General features: G+C 53.2%; 12 protein-coding genes. 8 read left to right on the forward strand and 4 right to left on the reverse strand.

What is annotated here, in order from left to right; genetic code table 11:
* Nucleotides 1-93: 93 nt before the first annotated feature.
* Nucleotides 94-492, reverse strand: a complete 399-nt coding sequence (locus ACYVBJ_RS07295) for a hypothetical protein (RefSeq protein WP_460981637.1) — start codon at nt 490-492, stop codon at nt 94-96.
* Nucleotides 493-611: 119 nt separating this feature from the next.
* Entirely contained in the window at nt 612-1637 is a 1026-nt protein-coding gene (locus ACYVBJ_RS07300; RefSeq protein WP_460981638.1) for a bile acid:sodium symporter family protein, read from the reverse strand.
* A gap of 238 nt (nt 1638-1875) precedes the next feature.
* On the opposite strand from ACYVBJ_RS07300, the gene ACYVBJ_RS07305 reads away from it, so the two are divergent.
* From ACYVBJ_RS07305 to ACYVBJ_RS07325, 5 genes are all read left to right on the forward strand, one after another.
* Nucleotides 1876-3159 (forward strand): Hsp70 family protein, encoded by a 1284-nt coding sequence (locus tag ACYVBJ_RS07305; protein WP_460981639.1) that lies wholly within the window; start codon nt 1876-1878, stop codon nt 3157-3159.
* Nucleotides 3160-3259: 100 nt separating this feature from the next.
* Nucleotides 3260-4315, forward strand: coding sequence for an OmpA family protein (locus ACYVBJ_RS07310; RefSeq protein ID WP_460981640.1), 1056 nt, complete (start codon nt 3260-3262; stop codon nt 4313-4315).
* 74 nt (nt 4316-4389) lie between these two features.
* Nucleotides 4390-4959 carry a hypothetical protein gene (locus ACYVBJ_RS07315; protein ID WP_460981641.1) on the forward strand — a complete coding sequence of 190 codons (570 nt, stop codon included), beginning with the start codon at nt 4390-4392 and terminating at the stop codon, nt 4957-4959.
* Nucleotides 4960-5174: 215 nt separating this feature from the next.
* Nucleotides 5175-7658, forward strand: a complete 2484-nt coding sequence (locus tag ACYVBJ_RS07320; protein ID WP_460981642.1) for a hypothetical protein — start codon at nt 5175-5177, stop codon at nt 7656-7658.
* A gap of 92 nt (nt 7659-7750) precedes the next feature.
* Complete coding sequence (locus ACYVBJ_RS07325) at nt 7751-8203, forward strand: RidA family protein (protein ID WP_460981643.1); 453 nt, start codon at nt 7751-7753, stop codon at nt 8201-8203.
* Between the two features lie 81 nt (nt 8204-8284).
* On the opposite strand, the gene ACYVBJ_RS07330 is transcribed toward ACYVBJ_RS07325, so the two are convergent.
* Nucleotides 8285-11686 (reverse strand): methylmalonyl-CoA mutase family protein, encoded by a 3402-nt coding sequence (locus ACYVBJ_RS07330; RefSeq protein ID WP_460981644.1) that lies wholly within the window; start codon nt 11684-11686, stop codon nt 8285-8287.
* A 226-nt stretch (nt 11687-11912) separates the two neighbouring features.
* Between ACYVBJ_RS07330 and ACYVBJ_RS07335 the strand changes: the two genes are divergently transcribed.
* Nucleotides 11913-12794, forward strand: coding sequence for a TraB/GumN family protein (locus ACYVBJ_RS07335; protein WP_460981645.1), 882 nt, complete (start codon nt 11913-11915; stop codon nt 12792-12794).
* Nucleotides 12795-12906: 112 nt separating this feature from the next.
* On the opposite strand, the gene ACYVBJ_RS07340 is transcribed toward ACYVBJ_RS07335, so the two are convergent.
* Nucleotides 12907-14133, reverse strand: a complete 1227-nt coding sequence (locus ACYVBJ_RS07340; protein ID WP_460981646.1) for an ABC transporter permease — start codon at nt 14131-14133, stop codon at nt 12907-12909.
* A gap of 212 nt (nt 14134-14345) precedes the next feature.
* Here ACYVBJ_RS07340 and ACYVBJ_RS07345 point away from each other — a divergent pair, with 212 nt between their 5' ends.
* On the forward strand, nt 14346-16499 hold the full coding sequence (locus ACYVBJ_RS07345; RefSeq protein ID WP_460981647.1) for an ATP-binding protein: 2154 nt from the start codon (nt 14346-14348) through the stop codon (nt 16497-16499).
* A gap of 30 nt (nt 16500-16529) precedes the next feature.
* Nucleotides 16530-17699: an exo-beta-N-acetylmuramidase NamZ family protein gene (locus tag ACYVBJ_RS07350; protein WP_460981648.1), complete on the forward strand. Its 1170-nt coding sequence runs from the start codon at nt 16530-16532 to the stop codon at nt 17697-17699.
* Nucleotides 17700-17805 lie beyond the last annotated feature (106 nt).

Genomic DNA, 17805 nt, shown 5'->3' on the forward strand with positions numbered 1-17805 from the left:
TAGGATTGAAGAAGCGGTTTAAGTGCCTCGCCAGTGCCCAAAAGCCACGGTCTGTCAGCTCAAATCACTACCTCAAAATGCTTCTGACGCCAATTAACCCCGGCGTCCGAACGGAGCGTTACGTGGAGCCGGGCCATATTGTTGTTGCTGGGCGAACAGCCGGTCGCGCTGCGCGGATGTCAGGACGGCCAGTATATCCTGCCGTTTGCGCAGCTGAAGCTGACGGTAGCCATCGGGAGTCAAGCGCGACGTAGCAAACATCCGGTCGTAGTTATCTTCGATCTTGTGGAGCTGCTTTTCCTGACGGCGGCTGAGACCCACGATCGCATCGATCCGGTCAATTTTCAGGTCGTCCTGGTGCTGGTCGCGGTCGTATCGCGTTCCGCCGTATTGAGGACGGTTGTTGTAGGGTCTTGAATAAACGCCTTGAGCAAAGATTACGGTGGTTGTCAGGGCAAAGAATGTAAGGGCGGCTGCGATTGTCTTTTTCATGATCAGTACGTTGTTTTTGTGCGTTACTGATTCTTAGAGGCATCCGGGGCCGCTGCGTTTAACGACCCCATAGGCCTGATTCGCCGAATGCCTTTTTCGGGTTACTGAAAGCATAAAAACTACTTCTGAATGGCCTTTATTTCGGTAGAATCGGGTTGCTGGTTCGCCATGCCCTGCGCCAGAATGCTGGCGACGATGAGCTGCAGGGCGTGGTACACCATAATCGGCAGTAAGGCAATGCCAGCCAGGGTAGGGGGAAAAAGTACGTTGGCCATCACGCTCCCCTGCACGAGCGACTTTTTGGACCCGCAGAACAAGGCCGTGATTCGGTCTTCGCGGGTAAAGCCCAATACGCGGCTGACCAACGTAACAAAGCCAGAAATAAGAACGAACAGGCCGAGCATAAGGGCGGCCAGCCACAATAGGTCCGCGGCCGAGTAGTTAGCGAACAGATTCAGGTGGAACGATTCGCAGAAGGCCGTATATACAATGAGTAAGATCGTGATCTGATCAAAATAGCGCAGATACGTCTTGTTGCGTTCGGCAAACCACCCGAGCCGACGGTTGAGCAGAAGCCCCAGTACAACGGGAACAAGAACCTGCAAAGTTAGCTTACCAATTACCCCACGGAGATCATACTGGCCACCGGTCGTGCTGGTCAGCACAAACCCCATCCAGATGGGCGTAATGAACACCCCAATCAGGCTGGAAATACTGGCGTTGAAAATAGCGGCTGGCAGATTCCCTCGAGCAATGGAAACCATTACAACCGACGACGAAACCGTGGACGGCAACGCAGCTACGTAGAAGATGCCTAACCAGAGCAGCTCCGTTTCGGGTGTCAACAGCAACGCGCGGGCGGTCAGCACGACCGCCGGAAAAACGACGAAGGTTGTCAGGTGGATGACCAGGTGAAGGCGGTAGTTGCGTAAACCGGCCTTGAGCTGCCCGAAATTTAACCGCAGACCGTAGAAAAAGAAGATCAGCGAAACGCCGTAGTTCGCCAGCGCCGATAGCGAAAACAGCCCTTCCTGAATGCCCGGCTCCGGCCAGATTCGGGCGAGGCCGATCATAGCCAGTAAGGCCAATATGAACCAGTCGAGGCCAGCACGGGCTAACAGAGAACGTAATGAAGAGGTTGCCATACGAACGCTTAACCGGTCGCAGTCGGGTTTCGTTTGAAAAAGGCCATTGCGGTGTGAGCACGACACGGCAAACCACTTACTGGACGGAACCGAAAAAGCGCAACCCCTGGTGTCATCAGATACTTTATTCGCGTACATTTGCGCTCTTTTTGCCCTTAACCATCTGTTACGTCCGCGCTGACGCTACGTATTCGCGGTGAAGCAGGCGGATTGCGGCAGACTCGTTACCTGAATAAGCATGTCAACACATTCCTGCGGAATTGATTTTGGTACGTCCAACTCAACTATAGCCATCGACCTGAACGGTGACATCACGCTGGTGCCGGTCGAGCAAACGCACGTAACCATTCCCAGCGCCATTTTCTTTCGACAGATCAATAATAAACCCGTTTATGGGCGGGCGGCTATCCAGTCGTTCTTCGACCGGGAGAACGGGCGGTTCATGCGGAGCTTAAAGCGGGTGCTGGGTACGTCGCTCATGAAGCAGGGCACGCTGGTGAACGGGGCTTCGATGAATTTCAGCTCGATTATCACGGCTTTTCTTAAACACCTGAAAGATAAAGCAGACGCACTGGCCGGAGAGTCAATCGAAAACGTGGTCATGGGGCGCCCGGTTCACTTTGTCGATAACGACCCCAAAGCGGACGCCCAGGCACAGGCCGAACTGACAGCCATTGCGCAGCGCATGGGATTTAAGTCGGTGGAGTTCCAGTTCGAACCGATAGCCGCAGCTTTTGCCCACGAGGCTCGTATCCAGGGTGAAAAACTGGCCCTTGTGGCCGATTTGGGCGGGGGTACCTCTGATTTTACCATTATCAAATTGTCGAACCGATACGTATCGAAAGCCGATCGGTCGTCCGATATTTTGGCCAACACGGGCGTTCGGGTCGGCGGGAATGACTTCGATAAAGCCTTAAGTCTGGCGGCTATTATGCCTGAATTAGGGTACCGGAGCACCTACGGCGCTAAGCAGTTAGACGTTCCGCTGAAACCGTATCACGATCTGGCCGAATGGAGTAAGGTAAACTTCCTGTATACGCCTAAACTGATCATGCAGATCCGGCAAATCCTCCACGAATCGCACGATAAAAAGCGATACAAACGCCTGCTGAACGTCTTGGAGCGCGAAACGGGGCATTTGCTGCTGTCGGCCGCCGAAGACGCAAAAATTGCGCTCTCCGCGCAGAATCAATACAACGCTATGTTCGACTTTGTCGAGGACGGTTTTTCGACGCTCATCGAACGCAGCCTGTTCGAATCGTCGATTGAAGCGGATGTTGAGCGGATTTCCGAGGCTGCCAGGGCGTGTCTGCAAGCAGCCAGCGTACCCGCGTCGGCCATTGACCTGATTATCCTAACGGGGGGCTCAACCGAAGTGCAGGCCGTACAAACGACTTTGAAGCAACTCTTCCCCGATGCGGCCATTGCCGACCAGAATAAGCTGTCGAGTGTTGGCCTTGGCCTGGGCTACGCCAGCCGGACTAAATTCGGCCCGCAGACTGCGCCCCAGCTTACTACGTAGTAAGGCCGTTACGTAGACTTTACGTTAAAAAAACGTAATTATCCGCAGGGGCTACGAAAGCCGTTTCTGAAATGCTCATCTTTGTTACAAAGGCACATGGATGAAACGGCTGATAGGCGTTATGTTCTTGGTTGGGTGCTTACTCGGCACCCCGGTAACCGCTCAGACGGGGTTGAAAGGTGAGTATTTCATAGGGGTAAACTTTGCCCGTAAGGTCGGTAGCCGCATCGACCGTCAGCTCAATTTCAACTGGAGTGAAGGTAGCCCCGCCCGGGGAATACCCCATTCGTATTATTCCATTCGCTGGACCGGCAAATTATTCGCACCCGTAACGGGCGTATACCGATTTTACGCAAATGTAGATGATGGAATCCGGTTATGGGTCGATAATCAACTGGTGATCGAGTCGTGGCAGCTAAACGACTCTGAAAACTATATGGGTACGATCAAGCTGCAGGCGGGCCGCTATTATTCGTTCCGGGTCGATTACTTCAATGATATGCTGGGCGGTGAGTTGCAGCTTTACTGGGAGCGGCCTGACGCGAAAGCACCAGCCCCGGACCGGTATACGAAGAGACCCGTGGGCGACATTATACCGGCTAATTTTTATTTTCAGAAGGAGCCGCCTGTTGCTCTGGTTACTATTCCAGCTAAACCAGCAACCCCTAAGCCAGCTGCAATTGCAAAAGCCACTCCGGTCAGACCCGTTCCAAAGAAACCGCTCGTAACCCGGCCTACTCCGGTAACCACCAACTCGGCGGCAGCCCCTGGTTCAACCAGTCAGTCCGCCACTGATCCGGCGTTGTCTATTGAGCGGGGAACAACGTTTAGTTTGCCGCGTGTTCAGTTTGAGCAGAGCAGCTACGTACTGTTAACCGAAGCCGCTCTTGACCTCGATAAGCTGGCTGCGGCCTTGACGGCTCATCCAGCCTGGCAACTCGTTGTCGCCGGGCATACCGACGCGATCGGTGATGCGCGTTTGAATCAGGCATTATCTGAAAACAGGGCTAAAGTCGTAGCGCACTACCTGATCCGGAAAGGCGTTGCCGATTCAAGAATCAGCAGCGTCGGTTATGGCGGGAGTCGGCCCATCGCCGACAACGCCCGTGAAACGGAACGGGCGAAGAACCGGCGGGTTGAGTTCACAATTAAATAACCCCCGAAGGACCTTACGCTAGATCTAACGTCACAGCCTGCTGGCTGATTCGTGATTAGTCTGTAATCTTGTTTATGCATTCGATCAGAACTAGTCTCCCCCTTGTCTCTCGCTTGCGAATTGGCCACGTCGTTACAGGCGGTATTCTCGTCAGCCTGCTAGGTGGATTCAGCAGCCCCCGACCGGGAAATCGTAACGTACCCGTATCTGCTGAAATCGCTCAGGCGAGTGGATGGCGCTACGAAAAACGTGTTGAGGCTAAAGGCGGTGTCGTTCACAAAGCAACGCTGACATCAACTAACGAATTTCAGCTGGCGTACCCCTATACCGGCGGAACGCCCGTTACGTTAACCATCCGTACTAAGGGCGGTGATACGTATGTGTATCTGGAAGTGGCCAAGGGAATGTTTACCCGAAGTTTCCAAAGCGGCAAGGCCCGTATTCGGTTTGACGCCCAGCCAACCGTTACGTATACCTTGTCGGCCGCGGCCAATGGTCGGGCCAATATTGTCTTTTTCGATCTGGAACAGCAGTTAATCAAGCAGCTAAAAACAGCCCGGACAATGAGCGTTCAACTTCAGTTTACGGGTCAGAACCAGGCCGGACTGCGCTTCAATACGGCTGGGTTACGTTGGAATCAATAATGACAGTTGATATAAGCTCTCATGCAGATTGTTATCCGGTTCAGGGTACGTGGCTACGTCATACTTCAGACGAATCGCTGTCTACTTCATGGTTACTCAATATGTTACCATCTGCTTAAAGATGTGTGTAATTTATTAAAATATATAACAGAATCTGCTGTTTAGCATCATTATTGTGGCTTTTTATGTAAAAAAAATATAAGCGCTACACTACAGTGATTCTTTATAAACGTATCCTACTGGTTGCGATTAATCTAGTACACGTATGGCTGATCGGCGGGTCTTTCCCGGCATCGGCTCAGCTTAAAATTACCCACCCGGTTAGCCGGATGGTTCTGCAACGTAACGCCGATAACCAGGCTTCAGTACAGATTGCGGGTAGTTACCATCAATTTGTGGACGTGGTTGAAGCGCGGGCTGTAGCCCGAAAGGCCGGGCAGGGAACCACTACCGCCTGGACAACTATACAGACGAACCCGACGAACGGCCAGTTTAGCGGACGTATTAACGTAACGGGCGGCTGGTACACGCTTCAGGTGCGGGGCTGGAGCGGAGGCAATCTGGTTGGAATTGATTCGGTCGATCGCGTTGGGGTCGGCGAGGTGTTTGCCGTCATGGGCCATTCGAATGCGCAGGGATCGAGTTGTATCATCAGTGGCGTTGATAAATGTCCAACCATCGACGGGGCTAGTGACGATCGGGTAACGGTCGTTGCCCTCGATCAGAATACCAGCCAGTTTCAGCAGTACCTGACCACCGCCGATACGCGTTACCTGCCCGGATTAGCGTTTAGTCAGTTGCTTACGCGCAGCGGCAGCGCTCCGTTTGCTCAGGAAGCCTGGCTGTGGGGTCGCATGGGCGACGAACTGGTGAAGCGGATCAATGTGCCCGTGTTGATTTACAACGCCGGGTTTGGTGGGAGCAACATGCAGCAGACGTACTGGGCCGCGTATGACATTCCGTTCGAGCACTTTTTTATTCGGTATGATCTGCGGATGCCTTACGCAAATCTGCGCAATCTGATGAACCTCTACGTACCATCGACGGGCATACGGGCGGTACTGGTTCAGCACGGCGAAAACGACCGGAGTAACCCGGCGGATTCGACTTACAAGTACTACGCCGGGGTCATTGATAAACTGCGAACGGAATTTAACAAGCCGAATCTTGGCGTTGTCGTTGCCTACTCGTCTTTCGTGAGCGGACGGTTTGAGAATGTGCGGTCGGCGCAGTACCAGATCATCAATCGGGCGGGGTATAACGCCTTTCAGGGCCCCGACCTCGACAATATAAACGCCCAGGCCGACCGGCCGGATGGGATTCACTTCTCGCCGACTGGCCAGGTTAAGGCGGGTGATTTATGGGCCGCGGCCATTCATTCGGTCTATGCTTCCAGCAATCCGTATCCGGCGGAAAGTCAGCCACTCGTAGCGATACAATGCGCTGACTCGAATCAGCTCACGCTGAGTCAGCCTTCCAATTATCAATACCGCTGGAGCACCGGCAGTACGGTTCAGCGCCTGACAGTTGGCGCTGGTACCTATTCGGCCCGCGTTAAAGACAGTCTGAACCGAATATTCTTTCCGCCCGCGGTCGTTGTGCCGACAACGGTTACCCCTGCTTCGCCCGTACTGTCCAGCGACAACGGCACCTGGGCCATCTGCCGACGTTCAGGTTTAAAGTTAACCTCATCCTATACCGGCTTAAATACCTGGAGCACCGGCCTTAGCTCGTCCTCTATTGTGGTCACGGAGCCGGGTGTTTACACGGTGCAGGCGAAAAACCCGGTCTATGGCTGTTTGTCGGGCGTTGTCTCGCAAACCGTTACGTGGGCACCGGTCGATCTGGGCCTGAGCCTTGAGACGACCAGACGTATTGTTATGGTATATGATACGGTACGGTTTCGGCTCCTGTTACAGAACAAAAGCGACTGCGATGCCGGGGCCGTAACGGTGCAAAGTCGCCTGCCGCCCAATATGAATGTTGTTTCCACCAGCAACGCTGCAACGGTAGAAGATGGTGTTGTTCGGGCCACCGTACCGGGTATACCGGCCGGGTCGGTGGTCAATGTCGACTACGTCACTCGGCTGAGCGCGGCCGGTACGTATCGCACCTCCGCTGAACTAATCGCTTCGACTAATACCGACCTGAATGCTATCCCAAACAATGGTACGGCCAACGGGGAAGATGATGAAGCGCTGGCGGACGTACGAACAACGGCTACCAGTTCCGCTTTGTACGAATCGCCGAATCCTGACCAGCGACCTTTACCACCCGTTCTGCCGAACCAGCCAGTTGCTGATCCATCGAAAGCCGATCTTAGCGTACAGGTTCAGTTAAGTCGCCAGGTGCTACGTGTCAATCAGCAGGTGGACATTATCCTGACCGTCAGGAATCAGGGCGGGCTTACGGCTACGGCTGTTGGCGTGCAAAACGTCTTGCCAGCGGGTTTAGCTTTTGTTGGTTCAGCGTCGGGTATGCAGGGAAACGGGACGGTGGTGAATGGCACAATCGGGCAGATACCGGCGGGGGAGTCGGTTCGCCTGACGTTCACCGCCAACGTAACGACCAGCGGTTTGTTTACGAATCAGGTTCAGATTATGAGCGTCGACCAGGCCGATCCGGATTCCGTTCCAGGCAATGGATACGACAATGGAGAGGATGATCAGGCCAGCGTAACCCTGCGGGCAATTCAGTAGATGGCGGACTGGCGCGCTTTTCCAGAAAGGCACCGTCAATTTGTAGAAGCAATCAATAGATCTCAACCGTTGATCAACAAAGCATTTTTATCATGAATAAGCTTCTTCTAAGTGTTCTGATTGGTCTGGCCCTGATTGGGTGTAGTCAGGCCCAACCCAACGAGACGCCCCAGCTGCCCAGCGGGTATCTTTATGAAGTACAGGCCGCAACGCCCGGCCAGAAAATATACGTTTGTGGAGATCGGCCCCTGAACTCAAAAGGCGAGCTAGTCGGTTCGGGAGACCTGAGCCAGCAGACGAGGCAGGTTTTCGACAACATAATAGCCTCGCTCAAAACGGTGAATATGACACTCAGCAACGTAAACCAGGTGACGTATTCCGTCAAGGGGGCATCCGATAAAGTAGATCCCGGCGCGGTACAGGCGTTAAACGCGGTGGCGGCAACTTACTTTACCCAAAAGCCAAAGATTGTCGACATGAAGAGTGTGTCGATGATTGCCCGCGAGGATATTCTTATTGAAATCGAGGTAATTGCGGTGAAATAACGACGTTACGTCGGCGTCTTCAGGCTTTACATCGCTACAAAAATAAGTAGCGATGTAAAGCCTGAAGACTAATGTTGCAGTTTACATATTGCGCCGATACTGGCCGCCTACTGCGTACAAAGCATTGGATAGCTGACCCAGCGAACAGACTTTAGTCGCTTCCATCAGGCTTTCGAAGAGGTTGCCATTGGCCAGAGCCGTAGCCTGCAAATCCGACAACGCTTTGTCCGCTTCGGCCTGGTTCCGCTCCTGATACAGGCGGCACGACTCGACCTGATACCGTTTTTCCTCATCTGTTGACCGGATGACTTCGGCGGGGACCAGCGTCGGTGAACCGTTGGGGTCTAGGAACGTATTGACGCCGATAATGGGAAGCTGGCCGTTGTGCTTCAGGGTTTCGTAATACATCGACTCTTCCTGAATCTTGCTGCGCTGATACATCCGTTCCATCGCGCCCAGCACCCCACCGCGTTCGTTAATGGCCAGAAACTCCTGATAAACGGCTTCTTCAACTAAATCGGTCAGTTCTTCGACCACAAACGCGCCCTGCAACGGATTTTCGTTTTTAGTCAGGCCAAATTCGCGGTTAATGATCAACTGAATGGCCATTGCGCGCCGTACCGACTCTTCCGTAGGCGTGGTGATGGCTTCGTCATACGCGTTGGTATGCAGCGAGTTGCAGTTGTCGTAGATCGCCAGCAGCGCCTGTAAGGTCGTGCGGATGTCGTTGAAGCCAATTTCCTGCGCGTGCAGACTCCGGCCCGAGGTTTGAATGTGGTACTTCAGTTTCTGCGACCGGTCGTTGGCTTTGTACTTGTGTTTCATGGCCTTCGCCCAGATACGCCGGGCTACCCGGCCCAGCACCGTATATTCGGGGTCCATGCCGTTCGAGAAAAAGAACGACAGGTTCGGCGCGAAGTCGTCAACGCGCATTCCGCGGCTCAAATGGTATTCTACGAATGTAAAGCCGTTCGACAACGTAAAGGCGAGCTGTGATATGGGATTCGCACCGGCTTCGGCAATGTGGTAACCAGAGATCGAGACCGAATAAAAATTCTGCACCCGATTGTCGGTAAAATACTGCTGAATATCGCCCATCATCTTCAGGGCAAATTCAGTCGAGAAAATGCAGGTGTTCTGCGCCTGGTCTTCCTTCAGAATATCGGCCTGCACCGTACCGCGCACTTTGCGAAGCGTGTCGGCTTTGATCTGCTCGTAAACCTCGCGCGGGAGCACCTTGTCGCCGGTTGTTCCCAGCAGCATCAGCCCCAACCCATCATTTCCCTCGGGCAAAGGGCCGGAATAAAGGGAGGAAGGGGACGAGGGGAAGGAAAGAGGTAATGAGTTTGCCCCCCCTTGGTTCCTTCCTTCCCCCTCGCCCTCTTCCTCCCTTCTCTTTTTTAACCACTTTTCGCACTGCTGATCGATGGCCGCATTCAGGAAAAAGCCCAGCAGCATGGGGGCAGGGCCGTTAATGGTCATCGACACGGACGTAGCGGGATCGCAGAGGTCGAAGCCGGAGTATAGCTTTTTGGCATCGTCGAGCGTGCAGACGCTGACACCGGAGTTGCCGATCTTGCCAAAAATATCGGGGCGCATGGCCGGATCTTCGCCGTAGAGCGTAACGGAGTCGAAAGCCGTGGAAAGCCGTTTGGCGGGCAGGCCTTTCGATACGTAATGAAATCGGCGGTTCGTTCGTTCGGGGCCGCCTTCGCCGGCAAACATCCGGGTGGGGTCTTCGCCTTCGCGCTTAAGCGGAAACACACCGGCCGCATAGGGGAACTCACCCGGTACGTTCTCCGTCAACAGCCAGCGTAAAATATCGCCCCAGTCGTGGTATTTTGGCAGGCTGACTTTCGGGATTTTCAGGTGAGAGAGCGTTTCGGAGTAAAGCGGCTGCCGGATGATTTTGTCGCGGACGCTGAACTCGTAAAACTCAGCCGTATAGCGTTGCTGCATCTGGGGCCACTGCTGTAACAGACTGCGGCATTCGGCGTGGAGACGGCTTTCAAGCGTCGCATAAATCTTCTGCAGCTCTTCTTTCAAAGACCCTTCCGCGACGACTTTTACCGTACCGTCAATCTGATACAGCTGCCGGGCCAGGGTCGTTTGCTCGGTCACGAACTCATCGTAGCGTCGGCTTTCCTCCACAATCTCAGCCAGGTAACGAACCCGATCGGCCGGGATAATGGCGGTAGGCTGATTTTTGGTTTCGGGTGCCGGATTCACTTCGTCGGGAAGCGAAATTTCCAGGTTCGACATCAACAAGCTGAACAACGTGTTCATGCCCGCATCGTTGAACTGGGCCGCAATGGTTCCGATAATGGGCAGGTCTTCGTCCGCATTATCCCACAGGTTGTGGTTTCGGCGGTATTGCTTGCGGACATCGCGCAGGGCATCGAGCGAACCGCGTTTATCGAACTTATTAATGGCGATTACGTCGGCAAAGTCCAGCATGTCGATTTTTTCGAGCTGGGTAGCCGCGCCGTATTCCGCCGTCATTACGTAGAGCGTCTTGTCAGCGTGTTCGGTAATCTCGGTGTCTGACTGACCGATACCCGATGTTTCCACAATGATCAGATCGAAGTGGGCGGCTTTACAAACGTCGATGGCATCCTGTACGTGGCGGCTGAGGGCCAGGTTCGACTGCCGTGTGGCCAGCGACCGCATGTAAACTCGCACCGGCGCACCAGTCGGGGGAGTAATGGCATTCATCCGAATCCGGTCGCCGAGCAGAGCGCCACCGGTCTTGCGTTTGGACGGATCCACGGAGATGATCGCCAGCGTTTTATCCGGAAAAGTTCGCAGAAAACGTAACACCAGCTCATCAACCAGCGACGATTTACCCGCCCCACCCGTTCCGGTGATGCCCAGTACCGGGCTTGTAAGTGCCGACGAATGAGCGAGCGAACGAGCCATTTGCCGGTACTGATCGGGGGCATTCTCGGCGGTGGTAATCAGCCGGGCGATGCGGTTAGGATCGTCGCGCAGCGACGGCTCTGCCGGTAGCTCCGAAGCTGGCAGTTCAAAATCGCATTGCCGGAGCAAATCGTTGATCATGCCCTGCAAGCCCATTGCCCGGCCGTCGTCGGGGCTGTAGATACGCGTAATGCCGTAGGCGTGCAGCTCCTTAATCTCAGAAGGCAGGATGGTGCCGCCCCCGCCCCCGAAAATTTTGATGTGTCCGGCTCCGCGTTCGTTGAGCAGATCGTACATATACTTGAAAAACTCCAGGTGGCCGCCCTGATAGCTGGTAACGGCAATGCCCTGCACGTCTTCCTGAATGGCACAGTCGACGATTTCGGCGACCGACCGGTTGTGGCCCAGATGAATGACCTCGGCCCCCGATGCCTGCATCAGGCGACGCATGAGGTTGATGGCGGCATCATGTCCGTCGAAGAGTGAAGCGGCCGTAACAAGTCTGATTTTATGCGTCCAGCCCGGCGTTGCTGGTGATTCGGATTTAGCGGGTTGAGCAATCATATTGATGAAGTATACGAAAAAGAAAGACGGAACGTCAAGCTGGTACGTCAGCCATCTCTGGTACGCCTTACGGTTCGTTATATGTTTTTCTCAAAGTTACGAAGCAAAGCGGAATGCGTTTCATCTCATTGGAACTTGCTTTTGTACTGCCTGTCTGTAGGGTGGCCGACCCAAATGATTCGTTCACTGCTTTGGTTGGCTAATCCGTTTTGCGTACTTTACCTCTATGAAAAAACTCGTTGCCACCGGATTATACCTGACCGGCCTGCTGTGGATGGGCGCAACCAGCCCCCCTGTTCAGGCGCAGGATAATGCCTTACTCTATAAAGTTACCGGCCCCGGTCTGTCCAGACCTTCGTATCTGTACGGTACGTTCCATCTGGTTTGCCCAACCGATCTGAACATCACCGATGCGACCCAGCAAGCCATGACTGATGCGCAGCAGGTGTATCTCGAACTGGATTTAGATGACCCATCCATGATGATGAGTATGCAGAAGGCCATGCTTATGCCGAACGGAAAAACGGTGAAAGACCTGCTGAAACCCGATGAGTATACATTGCTGGATACGTACCTGAAACAGAAAATGAACGTAGGGTTAGCGCAGGTAGGCATGTTGAAACCAATCGGGCTGCTGTCGATGATGTACATGACCGTACTGCCCTGCCAGCCCGCGTCCTACGACATGAAGTTTGCCGAGATGGCCGCCAAAGACAAGAAAGAGGTGCTTGGTCTGGAGACGATTGAGGCTCAACTGGCCGCGCTGGACAAGATACCCCTGGAGGAGCAGCTCAAAGGCCTGGTCGATATGGCGCGCAAGCCCGAAGAGGCCCAGAAAGAGTTTGCCGATTTGCTGGCTGCTTACAAAGCGAAAGACATGGCTAAACTGATGAGCATGATGAAAACCAGCCAGTTCAGTGGAGGGGATTTTACGCAGGTTGAAGAAAGCCTGCTGAACGAACGGAACACCAACTGGATTCCGATTATCGAGAAAGCGGCCAAAGAAAAACCGACATTCTTCGCCTTTGGCGCTGGTCACCTGGTCAACGAGAAGGGCGTAGTGAACCTGCTACGTAAGAAAGGCTATACCGTAACGCCAGTGCAGTAAGAACCGGGATTGAACTGATTTAAACTGATTGAGCTGAGAGTGAAGGCCATCTGGCCTCTATTGACGGAATAAACCACTCAGTTAAATCAATTCAAATCAGATCAATCCCGGTTTACTTTTTAAACGCCAGGGCTTTAACGGGCTGGATGCGGTTAATGATAAACGTCGGAACCCAGAGGACCAGCGCAATGAGCAAAACGGCCGCGCCATTCATCGCCAGAATCGTCGGCCAGTCCCAGGTGATGGGTACGTAGTTCATAAAATAATTCTTCGGATCGAGCGGAATCAGCTTAAACCGGTCCTGAATGAAACACAGGCCGAGTCCAACTAGGTTGCCAAGCAGCAGCCCCCAGCCAACCATGTTAAGACCCACGTACAGAAACATGCGCCGGATCAGCGGATTGGCTCCGCCGAGGGCTTTGAGCAAACCGATCATAGGCGTGCGTTCCATCATCAGCACGAGCAGCACCGACACCATATTGAAGGAAGCCACGAACGTAATGAGCGTCAGGAGAATGACCATGTTTCGATCAAGCAATACCATCCAGTCGAATAAAGGCCGGTACTGATCGGTTACCCGCGTTATCCGCATCGATGGAGTTATCCGGTCAAAAATGTTGGCAATGGCCGGTTCCAGCTGGTCGAAATCGTTGACGAAAATCTCGTAGCTGCCCACCGAATCGGGCCCCCACCGGTTGAGTCGCTGAATCAACCGAATATCGCCGATAGCCAGGGTTTTGTCGACCTCTTCCAGCCCCGTTTCGTAAATGCCTACTACCGTCATTTTGCGCGCCCGGGGCGGACTGCCCAGAAAATAAAGCGGTAGGTTCTGACCTACGTTTACCTTGAGCTGATTCGCCATAGTCTGACTGATCAGCAGTTGAGTAGATCCGTTACCCGTATCGGCCCCGACAACCGGTACTGTACCGGCTACCAGCGACTCCCGCAGTAATGCCCAGTTGTAGTCCTTGCCAACGCCTTTCAGCACTACGCCCGTTAGCTCATCATCGGTTTTGAGGATACCTGCTTTCAAAGCCACCGCCTGTATGTGCTGCACGCCCGGAATTCGGTTTCCTTCCCGGTATAAGGCGGTATTCAGTGGCAGCGCCGATTCTTCGTAGGAGTAGTTGTTGGAGAACTTCGCTACCTGAACGTGCGCGCCGAACAGAAAAATCTTTTGCTGAATGGTGCGCTTAAAGCCAAACAAAACGGCAAACGACACCAGCAGGATCGCTAACCCCAGGGCAATGCTAACGATACCCACGCGGGTAACCGTAGCCGAAAAACTACCCTCCGGTGCGTGTCGTACCTTGCGGGCCAAAAAAACGGGAACGTTCAAAATAGTGGAGTTTACTGTACCGGGTATTGTTCGCCAGGTCGGCTAGCTTAGTAACGACAAAACTACGGTTTTTGTCAATGCTGGTTTCTCCTTAGCCCTTATATAACGCAGCTATGAGCTTTCTCCTGGCTGACCGACAAGGGTAAGACGTAACGGTTCGCTATGAAGTGAACCCCTCGCTACTTATTTTTAGCTGTTCAATCAATTCGTTCATGACGCTTTTTGTTCGGCTTGTTCTTCTGTTGGGGTTATTCGGTCTGTTCAGATCGGCTCGCTCTCAGGGGGTAGTTAATATTGACAGCTTGCCCGCTGACGGTATTCCGCTTAAATCGGGCTGGCGCTGGCATCCTGGCGATAACAGGGCCTGGGCGAGTCCTGGGTTCGACGACAGCCGTTGGGATACGATTCGGCCGAGTCGAAACAGTAAAGATCTGCCTCAGTTTCAGAAAGCAGAAATAGGTTGGTTTCGGTTGAGGTTTGCGCTGGATTCGACAGTAGCGAGGGAGCCGTTGGCGGCCCAGATTCGTCAGATGGGAGCCTCTGAACTCTATATAGATGGTATTTTAGTGCAGCAATTGGGTAAAGTCGGGTTAAGTGACCAGCAGGAGGAACCGTTTACGCCTGCCACATGGGAGCGTTATTCATTACCTTATCTATCGCCCGGACCTCACCTGGTAGCGGTCCGATTGTCGCAGCATCACCTTCCCTGGTACGTGCCTAAATTCTGGCATACCCTGATGCCTGTGTTCAGTATTACGCTCGTCGCCACAAAAGGACTGGTTGGGCAGGTGGCCAATGGGGTATATACGAGTACCAGCCATAACTATATGGTAGCGGGTATATTCCTGATGTTAAGCATTATTCACTTTCTGTATTATTTATACCGGAAACAACGTGTCAATCTGTTTTTTGGGCTGATGGCCTTGTTCTGTTGCGGAAGCTTCGTCCTGGCACAATCATTTTTAACGGTAACGAATTCGTTGGTTTTTGAATGGGTGTTTTTGGCGCAGGGAACAGTCGTTATGGCTTTTATGATTTTCCTGCTGACCGCGTATTACACGTTTCTTCAGCAACCGTTCTCGTGGTTATTCCGGATCATAGTCGTCGGCCTGATTGCCCCCAAAATAATAGCGCATTTCGTTCCCGCTTATTCCGCTACAAGCCTGTTCATTACGGCGTTTACAGTCCTGCTGTTTTTCGATTGCATCCGAATCAGTGTGATTGCCCTGCGCCGACGACACCCGAACGCCCGATTTGTTCTGTTCAGCTTACTGGCAATGGTCGCAGTCCTGTTAATTGGAAGCCTTGCCAGTATCTGGGTTAGTTACTACTATCCTGCTTACAGCCGATATTTAGGTAATGTGACGAATCTAGTCTTTTTTTTACTACTACCGCTCAGCTTTGCTGTTATCCTGGCTCGCGACTACGCGCAGACGAACCGTAACCTGGAAGAACGGCTGAAACAGGTGGAACAGTTGTCGACAGAAAAAGAACTAATCTTAAAAGAACAGAACGAAACTCTGGAGCGGCAGGTGGCCGAACGCACGTCGGCCCTGACGCAGTCGCTAGCTGATCTGCGCGATACGCAGCAGCAACTGATTCAGCGCGAAAAAATGGCTAGCCTGGGGGAGCTAACCGCTGGCATAGCCCACGAAATCCAGAACCCGCTCAACTTCGTCAATAATTTCGCCGACGTTTCGGTAGAGCTCGTCACCGAACTGAACGAAGAGCGCGATAGAGGAGTGAACCGGGATGAAGGGCTGGAGGCCGAACTGTTAGGTGATCTGGAGCAGAATCTTCAGAAAATCAGTCAGCACGGAAACCGGGCTGCGGGCATTGTGCGGGGTATGCTCGATCATGCCCGCCTGAGCAGTGGTCAGCGGGAGCGTACGGATATCAATGCGCTGGTCGATGAGTATTTACGGCTGGCTTATCACGGCATCCGGGCTAAAGACGAGAATTTTAACGCCCATCTGGTTACTAACTTCGATGCCGGCGCGGGTAAACTAAACGTAGCCCCGCAGGATCTGGGCAGGGTCTTTCTGAACCTGTTCAACAATGCGTTCTATGCCGTTCAGGAGCGGTCGATTAAGGACGGGGCAGCCCACGTACCTACGGTTACGGTGCGTACGCACCGAATGGCCGGTGGGGTCAGGATTATGGTAAGCGACAATGGTTCAGGTGTACCCGATCCGGTGAAAGAAAAAATATTTCAGCCGTTCTTTACCACCAAACCTACGGGACAGGGTACCGGATTAGGATTATCGCTGAGTTACGATATTGTCACAAAAGGGCACCAGGGTACACTGGCGCTCGATACATCTAATTCCGGAGAAACCTCGTTTATTATTACACTACCTGATTAAATAACCTCATCTATTCCCTTTCAATCGTCTATGAAGACAGTCATACTCGGTCTGCTCCTGATGAGCCAAATCGTCGTTTCGCAAGCGCAGACACCGATTCAGACGGGTGCTGCCCAAACCGCTTTATACCTGCCGACGCTGCAAGGCAAACGCGTGGGTATGGTGGTGAATCAGGCCTCGATCATCACAAAGACGGGTGGTACGTCGACGCACCTCGTCGATAGCCTGGCCGCATCCGGCGTAAAAATCAAAACCATATTCGCTCCCGAACACGGTTTCCGTGGGCAGGCCAGCGCGGGCGAAAAAGTAGCCAGTAGCCGCGATGCCAAAACGGGAATCAACATCATCTCGCTGTACGGCAAAAATTACAAGCCTACCCCCGCCCAGCTCGACTCTCTGGACGTAGTAATGTTTGACATCCAGGATGTTGGCGTTCGGTTCTATACCTACATCAGTACGTTGCACTACGTTATGGAGGCCTGCGCCGAAACCGGCAAACCTCTGATTGTACTCGACCGGCCCAACCCGAACGGACATTACGTCGACGGCCCCGTGCTCGATATGAAATTCAAGTCATTCGTCGGGATGCACCCCATTCCCGTCGTTCATGGGCTGACGGTGGGTGAGCTAGCGCGCATGATCAACGGCGAAGGCTGGTTAGGCGGAGGCAAAACGGTTAATCTGACGGTGGTGCCGCTTAAAAGTTACACCCACCAGACGGCTTACGACTTACCGGTTGCGCCCTCGCCGAACCTGCCGAATCGCCAGTCAGTCTTATTGTATCCATCCCTGTGTCTGTTCGAAGGAACGGAAGTCAGTGTCGGGCGGGGTACCGACAAACAGTTTCAGGTGATTGGATCGCCCAACCCGAAGAACGGTTCGTATCAATTTACGCCAGTCGACAAACCCGGTGCGGTAAACCCGCCGAATGAAGGTAAACTTTGTTACGGGCTGGACCTCTCGCGCATCGACGCACGTAACCAGGGTTTTACGTTGAAGTACCTGATCGATTTTTACAACAAAGCTTCCAGTAAAGACAAGTTTATTCTGGGTACCAACTTCATCGACAAGCTCTACGGAAGCGACCAGCTGCGCCTGCAGTTACGAGCGGGCGTGTCGGAAGTTGAAATCCGGAAAGGCTGGACTGCGGCTTTAACGGCGTATAAGGAAACTCGGGCGAAATATTTGTTATACCCTTGACCAATTGGCAGATACGTTACCAACTTTGTAGTGAACGAGTCAATGTCTTTGTATAGACGTAGTTATAACTAATTATGTTTGTACTTCTTTTATACCGCAGATTTGT

This window comes from Spirosoma fluminis (genome assembly GCF_054778895.1).